This is a genomic window from Marinobacter sp. UBA5687 (assembly GCF_002420325.1).
Lineage (GTDB): Bacteria > Pseudomonadota > Gammaproteobacteria > Pseudomonadales > Oleiphilaceae > Marinobacter > Marinobacter nauticus.
Genome location: NZ_DIHV01000052.1, coordinates 26,053 through 38,123, shown reverse-complemented (window position 1 = coordinate 38,123; position 12,071 = coordinate 26,053). Strand labels below are relative to the sequence as shown.

Below are 12,071 nucleotides of genomic sequence, written 5' to 3'. Positions count from 1 at the left end.
CCATCAGCCCCGGGGCTTGCTCAGCCGGTGCGCCATCGCCACCATCGTGTTGCGCGGGTTGTCAGGATGCCTCGCGCTGCAGTCAGATTCAGTCCCTGCACGGCAGGAATCTCCCGAATTGATGTGTTCAAAATAAAACGTCCTTGCGAGATTACAAAAGCTCGGCCAGCGAATCAACAACAGCATCTGCACCGAGACTGTCAACGGAGCCGCCAAAGTTATAGCCATACCTGACGGCGACGCAGGGGATGCCTGCTGCCAGGGCTGCATTGACGTCTGCCTTCGAGTCCCCGACCATCACCGTGGTGCCCCGTGTGCCGCCCAGTTTTTCCATGGCGTGCAGCAAGGGCGCCGGGTCCGGTTTTTTCACTGGCAGGGTATCGCCACCGACCGAGAGGTCGAACCACTGATCCAGACCGGTTTTTTCCAGCAGGGGCTGAACAAACTGGTCAGGTTTGTTAGTGACCACGGCCATCCGGCAGCCCAGTTGCCTCAGGTGGTCCAGACAGTCATGGACGCCGGGAAATACCTCGGAATGCCGGCCATTCAGCTGGCCGTAGGCGTGATAGAAAATGGTCAGGGCGTCGTTGAACAGCGCCTCATCTTTAGCGGTGGCGGGTTCCCAATCGGTTTTTCCGGCCAGGGCCCGGCGCACCAGAACCTGGGCGCCGTTGCCAACCCAGGTGCGCACCTTGTCCAGGCCTGCCGGGCTACGCCCCAGGTGCTCCAGCATCTGATCCACGGCGGCGGCCAGATCCGGTGCGCTGTCTACCAGCGTGCCGTCCAGATCAAACAGGGCGACTCCCGGCCAGCGGGCGTTGAACAGGCCTTTCAGGCTCATCCGCCGATCACCTTGCGGGCCTGCTCAAGTTCCTCTCGCATGGCATCGATGGTGGCCTTGTAATCCGGAGTGTTGAATATGGCAGAGCCGGCCACAAAGGTGTCGGCGCCGGCCTCGGCAATTTCCCGGATGTTGTCGGTTTTCACGCCACCATCGATTTCCAGGCGAATGTTGTAGTTGCTGGCATCAATCTTCTTGCGGGCTTCCTTGAGCTTGTCGAGGGTGCCGGGGATAAACTTCTGGCCACCGAAGCCCGGGTTCACTGACATCAGCAGCACCATGTCGAGCTTGTCCATGACGTAGTCCATGTAGCTCAGCGGGGTGGCGGGGTTAAACACCAGCCCGGCCTTGCAGCCGCCGTCGCGGATCAGTTGCAGGGAACGGTCGATGTGGTTGCTGGCCTCCGGGTGGAAGGTGATGTAGCTGGCGCCGGCGTCAATAAACATGCGGATCAGGTCATCCACCGGAGACACCATCAGGTGCACGTCGATGGGGGCGGTAACGCCGTGCTTGCGCAGGGCCTCGCACACCATGGGCCCGATGGTGAGATTGGGGACATAATGATTGTCCATCACATCGAAGTGCACCACGTCGGCACCAGCAGCCAGAACGTTATCGACTTCTTCTCCCAGGCGGGCGAAATCGGCGGAGAGGATGGATGGGGCAATCAGATATGGATTCATCGGGGCTCTCTCGGTGTAGTGAATTATCGGCCTCTGGGCAACCCTGCTAGTCTATCAGTTTGCCGGTCATTTTCGCAGCGGGATAGGTGCATTGGCTCATGGTGTTGAATGCAATCAGATTACTTTGTCTGTTCTTGATCAGCGGCTGGCTGAACGCCGCTGTGGCCCAGGATGGGGCGAAGGGGGGTGAGGAAGCGGAACCCGCGACCAAGGCTAATCCAGCGTCAAGATCGGGCTTTTCAACGGGTTTGGGCGAATGGGCGCTGGTACCGCGTTACCCGGAGCAGGCTGTCTGGCTCGATCTGGACGACGAAGGCCGGGCGTTGGGGTTGTTCCTGCCCGAATACGTTACGCCGGCAACCGGGGCTTTACTGATACTGGCCGACGAAGGCCAGACGGCCGATGAGGGTGTGCTGGGATCGTTGCGGGTGGCGCTGGCGGAGCGGGGTCTTGCGGTGATGACGGTTGGCCTCGGGCTGCCGCCGGAGGCGATACGCCGACATCGCATGGATGTCATGGCGCCTGGCCTGGATGATGACGCCGGACAGAACCCGGATCAGGGCGGGAATACACCGGATTCGGTCATGATTGATGTGGCTGAGGAACCGCCTCTTGATGACCTGACCGCAGATTTTCGAAATTCGGTTCGTACAATTCTGTCCGCCGGGGTAGCCGTATTGCAGCAGCGTGGCTATGAACGTGTGGGCGTGCTGGGCATTGGCTGGTCTGCCGACTATGTCACGGACTGGGCGGCGGACGCCGCTGCCGTGTCTGCGGTGGTCTGGCTGGCCCCCCGGTTTCCGGCCCGGCAGGCCGTTACCTTGCCCTCGTTGTTGAAGGAGCGAAACGGAGGACAGGGATGGCCGGTGCTGGATCTGCATGGTTCCGGTGGTCGCTCCGGGACAGAGGGCCAGGCGCGGGCGGCGGCGTTTGCTCGCGCGGACGTGGCCGGTTACGACCGTCAGCCCGTGGCCCTCAATCGACCACTCCGGGCTGAAGATGCGATGCGGGTTGCCAGCCGGGTCAGTGCCTGGCTGAAAAACCGGTCGGCCAGCGGGGATTAAAGTGCTCGATGTCTCTGGCGAATCAGTTCCCAGGCCTGTTGATAGCGTAACAACCGGTCTTTTGCCATCGCCACTTCCGAGGGCGTCAGTTTCTGTTGCGCCAGTTTGTCCGGGTGGCAGGCGGAAACCTGTTTGCGGTAAGCGCGTTTGATGGTCTCCAGCGAATCTCGCCGGGTCACGCCCAGAATCTGGCAAGCCTGCTCGTAGGTCGCCGGCTTTTGCGGCGGCGCGGCAGTGCGAATCCACACTTTGCTGGCGTAGCTTTCGAAAATGTCATCGCTGATGACAACGGGCAACCCCATATGGCTGATGGCGTCTTCGCATCGGTAGCGCCGGGCCTTGCCGGGCTGGCCGAGGATTTGTGCGCCATGGCACAGGCAGATAGCGGTTTTCAGGGCCGGTGCCGGCCAGAGCAGCAAGGCCAGGCGCAGCATCAGGCCCTGGCGCAGGGGCAGATGGTCAGTGTCCTTGCCCTTGCGAAACTGATCGATGGCTTTGCGGCGTTGCCTGGCCGACAGGGCCAGGGCTTTCATCAGGGCTTCGGCATAATGAATGTCCGGTTCCCGGACCCGGCCATCGGCCTTGGCAATGTAACCCAGAAAAAAGAATAGTGGCTTGCGGTACCAGCGCGGCAGGCGCGCGCGCTCCATCAGGGTGCTGGCCTGATGTCCGCAACTGGACAGTTCCTGCAGCAGTTCCTGGAACGACGACTCCATTCTCGCCGGCAGGGCGGGTGGATTGCTCTGCCTCATGATGTCCGGGCCCTTTCGTGCAGCCACTGGTCCAGGCTCTGCAATCGTTCTGGTGTGCCGACGTCCACCCACTGGCCGTTATGATGCAGGCCGGTGACCCGGTTGCGGGCCATGGCCCTGCGCAGCACAGGGCCAAGTTTGCCGGCGGAATCGTCCAGTTCATCAAACAGGCGCCGGTGCAGCACGCTTATACCGGAGAAGGTGAGTTTTTCGGTCCCGTCAGGGTTCAGAAAGCCGTTGTCCTGAAGATGAAAATCCCCCTCAGGGTGGTGGGGTGGATTAGAAACCATCACCAGCAGGGCATCGGCATTGGTCGGGGCCTGGAGCTGGCTGAAATCGAAATCGCTCCAGATGTCACCGTTGACCACCAGGAACCAGTCGTCGTCCGCGTCGGTCAGCAGAGGCAGGGCCCGGATGATGCCACCGGCGGTTTCCAGCGGTTCACCCTCTGCAGAGTAGCGAATGCTGACACCAAAGGCCTCTCCATCCCCCAGCCGGGCTTCAATCTGTTCCCCCAGCCAGGCATGGTTGATCACAATGTCGCTGAAACCGGCGTCGCGCAGGCGCTCGATATGATGAACGATCAGGGGCTGCCCCCCGGCTGACAGCAACGGCTTGGGGGTGGTCAGGGTCAGCGGGCGCATACGCTCGCCTTTGCCGGCGGCGAGAATCATAGCCTTCATGGTCAGCGAACTCCCGGCTCCGGCAGCGGGCCAATGCGCTGTTCGATGGCCGGAATCACGGTGCTGCAGAGCCACTCGTGAAAATGCCGGAAGGCTGGTTGCCGGGCGCTGGCATCTCGCAGATAACTGACGGTGCGGGGAATGTCAGCCAGGTAGCCGGTCTTGCCGTCGCGAATGGCGAGGCGGGCAAAAATGCCGGCGGCTTTCAGATGGCGCTGCATGCCCATGAGCTCAAACCACTGCCGGAAAGTATCTGCATCAGCGCGGTGCAAGCCGGCCTGCTGGCTGGCGTTACGAAAATGCTCCAGCCAGCTTGCCAGTCGCTGTTCCGGCCAGCGCACGTAGCAGTCTTTGAGCAGGGAGACGGCATCATAGGTGATGGGGCCGCGTACGGCATCCTGAAAATCGATCACGCCGGGAACCGTCTGGCTATCACGGACCAGAAGATTGCGGGAGTGGTAATCGCGGTGCACGGTGACTTCCGGCTGCGCCAGGGCACTCTCCCGGAGCAGGCCGAAGGCGGTGTCCAGCAGCGCCCGTTCCTGGTTGTCGAGTTCCAGCCCCAGGTGTTTTTCCAGCAGCCAGTCCGGGAATAGCGCCATCTCCCGGTCGAGCAGGGCTTGGTCATAGGCGGGCAGTGGGTAGTCTGCCGGGTCGTCCAGCCCGGCAATACGCGCCAGTTCGTTCAGCGCGGCCCGATACAGGGTGTCCACATCGCCCTGTTCCAGGGCCGTTAACATCAGCAGATCGCCCAGGTCTTCCAGTAACAGAAAACCCTGCTCAAGATCCTCGGCGGCAATGGCGGGCACGGCGATACCGTGTTGATGCCAGTGCCGGGCGATGGCCACAAACGGAACGCAGTCCTCGTGCTCCGGTGGAGCATCCATCACAATGAAGGGGGCGGGTTGCCCGCCCGGCACGTCTTTCCAGACCCGGAAGTACCGTCGAAAACTGGCGTCGCCGGAAACCGGTGTCGGGCTGGCGGCCGAGAAGCCGGGAATTTGCCTGACCCAGCGGGTCAGCAACTGCAAACGGTTATCCATGGTCAGATCAGCATTCCTGGATCGGTGGATGATGGCCGGCGCGTTAACCGGGCACTCTCTGCACCGGAGTATAAAGAGGGTAAAACGGAATTGCAGCGGGCTTTCCGTTAACAAGCCTTGAGGGCGCGTGTAAACTAGGTGCCCTTACGCCCAGCCATCATTCAAATGGAACAGGAATTTCGTCAACGTGCCCAGCCATTGCTCCTCCCTGTTGTGCGCCAGGTTCCGGCTTTCAAGCCTGGCCGTCATCGTGGCATTGGCAGCGAGTGGCGTACGTGCCGAGGGGGCGGGTAGCAGCCCCAGCGCCGCTGAGATTGACTGGCGCCCGCGCAGTGAATTACCGCCAGAGGTGGCCGGTCGGCTGCCGGTATTCTGCGAGGGAGGTTATCTGCCTGGCACGGTTGGCGGCGATGGCGCCGTGGTGCCGGGCGAGGGCATTGAGGGTTCCATGCCACTGGAAGCCAGTGCCCTGAACGCCCGCTATGAACTGGATAGCGAACTCTACCTGCAGGGTGATGTGCGCCTGCGCCAGGGTCCGTTCCAGGCGACCGGCGCGGAGGCACGGTACAACCAGCAGTCCGGCGAATTGCAACTGCAAGGACCGCTGGTCAGCCGAGGTGAAGGCTTTCTGCTGACCGGGCAGGACGCGAACTATTCTACCCAGTCCGGGCAACTGGATATCAACACGGCCACGTTTCTCCTGCACGAGTCGGAACTCAGGGGCGAGGCCTCATCCCTGTCCAGGGTCAGTGAAAGCCAGGTGGTTATCTCCGATGGCATGATCACTACCTGTGGTCCGGGCCAGAACGACTGGTCGATTGTGGCATCGGACATCGAGCTGGATCAGGCGGAAGGTTTTGGTACTGCACGGCACGTGCGGCTGGAAGTGTTGGATGCGCCGGTATTCTACTGGCCTTACATTACCTTCCCGATTGATGACCGCCGCAAGACCGGTTTCCTGTATCCCCAGTTTGGCTCGTCCAGCGCTGGTAGCGGGGCTTATCTGGCCTTGCCGTACTATCTGAATCTGGCACCCCATTATGATGCCACCCTCACACCGCAGTATATCCACGGTCGCGGCCTGTTCACGGAAGTGGAGGGGCGCTACCTCAGTCAGTATGGCGAATCGGTGCTGCAGCTGGGGTATATCGACAATGATTCTGCTTTTCGGGATGAAAATCCGGGTGAAAATGGCGAGCGCTGGGCTCTTGATTTCACCACCCGGGCGGCATTTGGCGGAGGCTGGAGCGGCTACGGCGATTACTCGGTGATTTCAGATGAGGATTATCTGAGCGATCTGAATCGCAGTCTCGAAATAGACCAGGCGACGCATCTTCAGCGTCGGGGTGGTGTTCGTTACTACGGAGCCAATCAGTACTTTGAAACGTACCTGAGCGGCTACCAGACCATCCCTGACCGTATTGCCGACGTTGATAAGCCCTATGCCCAGTTGCCGGAAGTGATCTACGGTGGCTCGCTGGAAGCCGGCTGGCTTGAGGCCAGCCTGGAAAGCCAATACACCTGGTTCTACCGGGACAATGAGAACCTTACCGGCCTGGACAAGGCCAACGGCCAGCGGTTACGGGCGATTCCCGAACTGGCGTTGCCCATGAGGGCGCTCTGGGGCTTCAGTCGTCCCTCGGTCAGCCTCGACTACACCCGCTACGAGCTGGATGACTACACCCTGGGTGACGCCGGCTTTGACCGCACCGTGCCGGTGTTCGAGTGGGACAATGGTTTGTACTTTGATCGTCGATCCAGCCTGTTTGACTTACCCTACAACCAGACCCTGGAGCCCCGGCTGTATTACGCCTGGGCCGATGCCGAATCCGATCAGAACTATATCCCGGATTTTGATACCGGCATCCGCAGTTTCCGCTTTGACCAGCTGTTCCGGCGGGACCGGTTTACCGGCGGGGATCGGGTCGGTGACGCCAACCAGTTGACGGTGGCGCTCACCAGTCGTTTCAATGATCTCCTGACCGGGGCGGAGCGGGCCAGGGTGAGTGTTGGCCAGGTGCGCTATTTCGAAGATCGTGAAGTGGATCTGTTTGGCGAGGGCGCATCCGACCGGAGCCGCTCACCGCTGGCGGGCGAGTTGGTGCTGAACCCCATCGACAATCTGGAGCTTCGTTCTTCCCTGCTGTGGGATCACGAAACCCGGAAAACCGAAGAGGGCCGCAGCCAGCTGATTTTCCACTCCGAGGATTATCGTTACCTGGCGACACTCGGACATACCTACAGCCGGCCGGATGAGCTGGAACAAACCGACATTGGAACGGTCTTTCCGGTAACGGACCAGGTCAGTGCCATTGGTCGCTGGGTCTGGGATTCTCAGCTCGACCGAACTGTGGGCACCCTTGCCGGTCTGGAATATAACAACTGCTGCTGGAGTTTTCAGGTGGTGCACCAGAACTACCTGACTGATGACGAAGAACTGGACACCCGCTTGCTGTTCCGGATTGAACTGAAAGGTCTGGGCGGCAGTGGCGGTGCATCCGACAACATCGCGGACGCCATCTACGGCTACGACGAGCGCGAGCGCCGGAGGTTCGGAAACCCGCGCCGTTGAACGAACCCGAATCTGCAGGCCGACCCGGCTGCGATCACGATTTTACAAACCAAGAGGTGATTATGAAGGCGACTGTCCGCCACGGACTGACAATTCTGCTGACACTGGCCATGGTGGTGTTGTCAGTGACTGCTCAGGCCGAACGAAAACTGCTGGACCGTGTGGTTGCGATCGTGGATGACGAGGTGATCCTCCAGAGTGAGCTGGACGCCCGTATCAATACCATTGTCGGTCGCCTGAGTGCGCAGGGCACTGGTCTGCCGCCCCGGGAACTGCTTGAGCAGCGGGTACTGGACCAACTGATTCAGGAATCCCTGCAGCTGCAGATGGCCGACCAGATGGGCATGCGCATCAGCGACAACGAGCTGAACGAAACCCTGGCCAATATTGCCCGCAGCAACGGTATGACCCTGGCCGAATTCGAAGGCCAGCTGGCGGAAGAAGGGGTGACCTATCAGCAGGCCCGTGAGCAGATCCGCAATGAAATGCTGACCAGCCGGGTGCAGCAGCGCCGCGTAGGTAACCGGGTACGCGTTACCGACCGGGAAGTGGAAAACTATCTCCAGGCTCAGCAAGCCAACGGCAGTACCGATGCCGAATACCGTCTGGCCTATATCTTTATCGAAGTTGACGACCCGGCCAGCGAAGCGTCGGTGGATGAGGCCCGGGAGACAGCACAGGCCTTGCGCCAGCAGATTGCCAACGGTCGGGACTTCCGGGAAGTAGCGGTTGCCGAATCCGATGCCAGCAACGCTCTGGAAGGGGGCGACATGGGCTGGCGATCTGAGAGCCAGTTGCCCTCACTGGTCGCACCGGTGGTACCGGATCTGGAAGTTGGTGAGCCTTCGCAGGTGCTGGAAAACAACAGTGGTTTTCATCTGGTGATGGTGATGGACAAGCGCGGCGGTGAGCAGCAGCAATTCATCCAGCAGCACCGGGTCCGGCATATCCTGGTGCGGCCTTCCGAAGCGGTGACTGATGTGCAGGCGGAGCAGCGCATTCGCGAGATCTACCAGCAGTTGCAGGATGGCGCCGACTTTGCCGATCTGGCCCGTGAACGCTCGGACGATCCGGTCTCCGGCTCGGACGGGGGTAATCTGGGCTGGGTAAGCCCGGGCCAGATGGTGCCCGCTTTTGAAGAAGCCATGAATCAGGCGCAGGTGGGCGAATATTTCGGGCCTTTTCGGTCCCAGTTTGGCTGGCACATCCTGCAGGTGGAGGAGCGCCGGCGCCAGGACGTGACCGAACAGAATCGCGAGTCCCAGGCTCGTCAGGCCATCTACATGCGGAAATTCGAGCTGGAATTGCAGAACTGGCTGCGTGAGATTCGGGACGAAGCCTTTGTTGAGTTCAAGGGTGAATATGCCGATATGAACCCGGAGAGCGAGGAAGCAGACCCGTCATGAGCACACCGGTGATCCTGGCACTCACTGCCGGCGAACCGGCCGGTATCGGCCCGGAACTGTGCCTGCAACTGGCAACCGGGAGCCGGGACGCCGGCCTGGTGGTGATTGCCAGCCGCGAACTGCTACGGGACAGGGCCAGCCAGCTCGGACTCCAGGTTGAGCTGCATGACTGGCAACCAGGTGTGGCGGCAGCAACCCGGGCGGGTCATTTGTCGGTACGGCATGTTGAAGGTTGTGGTTCCACGGTGGCCGGCCGGCTTGATCAGGGTAACAGTCAGTACGTGCTGGACACCCTGACCATCGCCGCCCGGGGTTGCCTGAATGGCGATTTCGACGGCATGGTGACTGCACCTGTGCACAAGGGCGTTATCAACGAAGCCGGCATCGTCTTCAGTGGCCACACCGAATTCCTGCAGGAGCTGTGTGGCGTAGAACGGGTGGTGATGATGCTGGCCACGGAAGAACTCCGGGTGGCATTGGTAACCACCCACTTACCCCTGAAAGACGTTTCTGCGGCCATTACACCGGACCGGCTGACTCAGGTGACGCGTATTCTGAACGCGGACCTGAAAGCCTTTTTTGGTATTGATCAGCCGCGCATTCTGGTGGCTGGCCTGAATCCCCACGCCGGTGAAGGGGGCCATCTGGGCCGGGAAGAAATCGAGGTGATTGAGCCGACCCTCGAACAGCTGCGGGCCGAGGGAATTCAACTGACCGGGCCGTTGCCGGCGGACACCCTGTTCACCCCGCACTGGCTCGACAATGCCGATGCGGTATTGGCCATGTATCACGATCAGGGCCTGCCGGTACTGAAATTCCAAGGCTTTGGCCGGGCCGTTAATATCACCCTGGGCTTGCCCATTGTCCGTACCTCGGTTGACCATGGCACTGCCCTGGATCTGGCTGGTACCGGCAAGGCCGATGCCGGCAGCCTGCATACCGCTATCCGTGTGGGCGAGCAGATGGCCCGCTGCCGCAAGGCCGCACGGGCCGGAGAACTGTCATGAGCAACAAACACGGGCACCAGGCCCGTAAACGGTTTGGCCAGAACTTCCTGCATGATCCAGGTGTGATAGAACGCATCGTGCGCGCGATCAATCCCAAGCCGGAAGACTCGATTGTTGAAATCGGCCCCGGTCTGGGGGCTATTACCGAAGAAATCCTTGCCATCAATCCCCGTTTGCAGGTGGTGGAACTGGACCGGGACCTGATTCCGGTGCTGCGCACCAAGTTCTTCAACTACCCGGAATTCCGGATTCACGAGGCCGATGCCCTCAGTTTCGATTTCAGCCAGTTGGTGAGTGACCGGCCTTTGCGCATTGTCGGCAACCTGCCTTACAACATCTCCACCCCGCTGATCTTTCATCTGCTGTCCCAGAGCGGTGTGGTGCAGGACATGCACTTCATGTTGCAGAAGGAGGTGGTGCAGCGGCTGGCGGCGGTACCGGGCGACAACAATTACGGCCGCCTGGGTATCATGGCCCAGTATTTCTGCAAGGTGCAGCCGCTGTTCGAAGTAGGCCCTGGCGCCTTCCGCCCGGCCCCGAAAGTGGACTCCGCCATTGTCCGCCTGGTGCCCCACAAGGAACTGCCGTACCCCGCGAAAGACCTGAAAACGCTGCAGGCAGTGGTACGCACCGCGTTCAATGCCCGCCGAAAAACCCTGCGCAAGGCGCTGGCGGCCATGGTTACCGTAGAACAGCTGCAGTCCCTCGGAATCAACGATGGCCTGCGCCCGGAAAACCTGGGCCTGGCCGACTATGTCAGGATTGCGGATTTGCTGGCAGACACTGGTAAGCTGCAGGCAGATGACAGCGAGGTAAGTGATGACTGACTACGCCATCGGCGATATTCAGGGTTGCTACGATCGGCTGCGGGATGTGCTGGCGAAGGTTGATTTTTCGCCGTCCCGTGACCGGCTCTGGGTGGCCGGTGATCTGATTAACCGCGGCCCGTCATCACTGGAAACCCTGCGCTACATCGAAAGCCTGGGCGATGCCGCCGTTGTGGTACTGGGCAACCACGACCTGCATCTGCTGGCGGTCGCGCTTGGCGGCCACAGACCGAAGCGCAAGGATACGTTGCATGACATTCTGGACGCACCGGATCACGACCGGCTGATCCAGTGGCTGCGCCAGCAGCATCTGTGCGTGCACGACGCCGGCCGAAACCTGGTGATGGCCCATGCCGGTCTGCCGCACATCTGGAGTGTGGAGCAGGCCGTGGCCTGTGCCCGGGAAGTGGAAGCCGTGATCCGGGACGACCAGGCGAGCGAATATTTCAGCCAAATGTATGGCAATCAGCCTGAAACCTGGTGTGATACCCTCACCGGTATGGATCGCTGGCGAGTGATTACCAATTATTTTACCCGCATGCGTTTTATTGCCAGCGACGGCCGCCTGGAACTGGCTACCAAAGAGTCGGCCGATCAGGCGCCTGAGGGCTATGCCCCCTGGTTTACCTATCCCCGTCAGGACGATGTAAAAGTGGTGTTTGGCCACTGGGCTGCGCTGGAAGGCAACACCGGCAGCGACCGGTTTATCGGGCTGGACACCGGGTGTGTATGGGGCGGCGCCCTGACCATGATGAATCTCGATACCGGAGAGAAAATCCACTGTGACTGCGGCTGACCTCGGAACCCGGATTGTACTCTGGGCACTTGTCGCCGGCGCCGTCGCCGGCCTGCTGGCCGTTATGGCTGGCGCTTTCGGTGCTCATGGCCTGCGCCATGTGGTATCCGAACGCGGCCTTGAGGTATTCCAGACGGCTGTCAGCTACCAGATGTACCATGCCCTGGCTTTGGTGGCCGCGAGTCTGATGCCGGCGCTTGGCCTGCCGCGAAATCTGTTGACCCTGTCCTGTGGCTTCTGGCTTGCCGGGATGTTGCTGTTCAGTGGCAGTCTCTACCTGCTGGTTCTGACAGGAATCCACTGGCTGGGTCCGGTGACACCGGTGGGCGGCGTCTGCTTTATGGTGGGCTGGGTGTTGCTGATTGTCGCAGCCCTGAAGAAGTAACGGAGGCAATGG

12 protein-coding genes are annotated in these 12,071 nt (G+C 60.8%); 7 read left to right on the top strand and 5 right to left on the bottom strand.

All coding sequences use genetic code 11. The features are described 5' to 3' along the window. Positions 1 to 151: 151 nt before the first annotated feature. Both B3Y70_RS05450 and rpe read right to left on the bottom strand, forming a co-directional pair. On the bottom strand, positions 152 to 841 hold the full coding sequence (locus tag B3Y70_RS05450) for a phosphoglycolate phosphatase (protein WP_014422790.1): 690 nt from the start codon (positions 839 to 841) through the stop codon (positions 152 to 154). Next, positions 838 to 1,524 carry a ribulose-phosphate 3-epimerase gene (rpe, locus tag B3Y70_RS05445; protein ID WP_011786926.1) on the bottom strand — a complete coding sequence of 229 codons (687 nt, stop codon included), beginning with the start codon at positions 1,522 to 1,524 and terminating at the stop codon, positions 838 to 840. The genes B3Y70_RS05450 and rpe overlap by 4 nt, the downstream gene beginning before the upstream one ends. Positions 1,525 to 1,622: 98 nt before the next feature. Here rpe and B3Y70_RS05440 point away from each other — a divergent pair, with 98 nt between their 5' ends. Then, positions 1,623 to 2,588, top strand: a complete 966-nt coding sequence (locus B3Y70_RS05440) for a DUF3530 family protein (protein WP_288589336.1) — start codon at positions 1,623 to 1,625, stop codon at positions 2,586 to 2,588. Here B3Y70_RS05440 and B3Y70_RS05435 read toward each other — a convergent pair. From B3Y70_RS05435 to B3Y70_RS05425, 3 genes are read right to left on the bottom strand one after another with little or no spacing between them, the layout of a single operon-like run. After that, complete coding sequence (locus B3Y70_RS05435) at positions 2,585 to 3,340, bottom strand: DnaJ domain-containing protein (protein WP_036149899.1); 756 nt, start codon at positions 3,338 to 3,340, stop codon at positions 2,585 to 2,587. The two genes, B3Y70_RS05440 and B3Y70_RS05435, sit on opposite strands and share 4 nt — an antisense overlap. Then, positions 3,337 to 4,023 (bottom strand): N-acetylmuramate alpha-1-phosphate uridylyltransferase MurU, encoded by a 687-nt coding sequence (murU, locus tag B3Y70_RS05430; protein ID WP_288589335.1) that lies wholly within the window; start codon positions 4,021 to 4,023, stop codon positions 3,337 to 3,339. The genes B3Y70_RS05435 and murU overlap by 4 nt, the downstream gene beginning before the upstream one ends. Positions 4,024 to 4,025: 2 nt before the next feature. After that, positions 4,026 to 5,066 (bottom strand): aminoglycoside phosphotransferase family protein, encoded by a 1,041-nt coding sequence (locus B3Y70_RS05425; protein ID WP_183577347.1) that lies wholly within the window; start codon positions 5,064 to 5,066, stop codon positions 4,026 to 4,028. A 238-nt stretch (positions 5,067 to 5,304) separates the two neighbouring features. Between B3Y70_RS05425 and B3Y70_RS05420 the strand changes: the two genes are divergently transcribed. The 6 genes from B3Y70_RS05420 (at position 5,305) to B3Y70_RS05395 (ending at position 12,059) form a co-directional block, all read left to right on the top strand. Next, a complete protein-coding gene (locus B3Y70_RS05420) occupies positions 5,305 to 7,638 on the top strand; it encodes an LPS-assembly protein LptD (RefSeq protein WP_286896569.1) in 2,334 nt (777 codons plus the stop codon). Positions 7,639 to 7,700: 62 nt separating this feature from the next. Then, positions 7,701 to 9,044, top strand: coding sequence for a peptidylprolyl isomerase (locus B3Y70_RS05415; protein WP_031210318.1), 1,344 nt, complete (start codon positions 7,701 to 7,703; stop codon positions 9,042 to 9,044). Next, positions 9,041 to 10,051: a 4-hydroxythreonine-4-phosphate dehydrogenase PdxA gene (gene pdxA, locus B3Y70_RS05410; RefSeq protein WP_222179566.1), complete on the top strand. Its 1,011-nt coding sequence runs from the start codon at positions 9,041 to 9,043 to the stop codon at positions 10,049 to 10,051. The genes B3Y70_RS05415 and pdxA overlap by 4 nt, the downstream gene beginning before the upstream one ends. Further along, on the top strand, positions 10,048 to 10,878 hold the full coding sequence (rsmA, locus tag B3Y70_RS05405; RefSeq protein ID WP_022993142.1) for a 16S rRNA (adenine(1518)-N(6)/adenine(1519)-N(6))-dimethyltransferase RsmA: 831 nt from the start codon (positions 10,048 to 10,050) through the stop codon (positions 10,876 to 10,878). Before pdxA ends, rsmA begins: the two co-directional genes overlap by 4 nt. Then, on the top strand, positions 10,871 to 11,674 hold the full coding sequence (locus B3Y70_RS05400; RefSeq protein ID WP_022993141.1) for a symmetrical bis(5'-nucleosyl)-tetraphosphatase: 804 nt from the start codon (positions 10,871 to 10,873) through the stop codon (positions 11,672 to 11,674). The genes rsmA and B3Y70_RS05400 overlap by 8 nt, the downstream gene beginning before the upstream one ends. Continuing rightward, a complete protein-coding gene (locus B3Y70_RS05395) occupies positions 11,661 to 12,059 on the top strand; it encodes a DUF423 domain-containing protein (RefSeq protein ID WP_286896542.1) in 399 nt (132 codons plus the stop codon). The genes B3Y70_RS05400 and B3Y70_RS05395 overlap by 14 nt, the downstream gene beginning before the upstream one ends. The last annotated feature ends 12 nt before the right edge of the window (positions 12,060 to 12,071 follow it).

Excerpts from the sequence above, each read along its gene's own strand:
- B3Y70_RS05450 (WP_014422790.1), bottom strand. The coding sequence starts at position 841 with ATGAGCCTGAAAGGCCTGTTCAACGCCCGCTGGCCGGGAGTCGCCCTG.
- B3Y70_RS05440 (WP_288589336.1), top strand. The coding sequence starts at position 1,623 with ATGGTGTTGAATGCAATCAGATTACTTTGTCTGTTCTTGATCAGCGGC.
- B3Y70_RS05435 (WP_036149899.1), bottom strand. The coding sequence starts at position 3,340 with ATGAGGCAGAGCAATCCACCCGCCCTGCCGGCGAGAATGGAGTCGTCG.
- B3Y70_RS05415 (WP_031210318.1), top strand. The coding sequence starts at position 7,701 with ATGAAGGCGACTGTCCGCCACGGACTGACAATTCTGCTGACACTGGCC.
- rpe (WP_011786926.1), bottom strand. The coding sequence starts at position 1,524 with ATGAATCCATATCTGATTGCCCCATCCATCCTCTCCGCCGATTTCGCC.
- B3Y70_RS05425 (WP_183577347.1), bottom strand. The coding sequence starts at position 5,066 with ATGGATAACCGTTTGCAGTTGCTGACCCGCTGGGTCAGGCAAATTCCC.
- rsmA (WP_022993142.1), top strand. The coding sequence starts at position 10,048 with ATGAGCAACAAACACGGGCACCAGGCCCGTAAACGGTTTGGCCAGAAC.
- murU (WP_288589335.1), bottom strand. The coding sequence starts at position 4,023 with ATGAAGGCTATGATTCTCGCCGCCGGCAAAGGCGAGCGTATGCGCCCG.
- B3Y70_RS05400 (WP_022993141.1), top strand. The coding sequence starts at position 10,871 with ATGACTGACTACGCCATCGGCGATATTCAGGGTTGCTACGATCGGCTG.
- pdxA (WP_222179566.1), top strand. The coding sequence starts at position 9,041 with ATGAGCACACCGGTGATCCTGGCACTCACTGCCGGCGAACCGGCCGGT.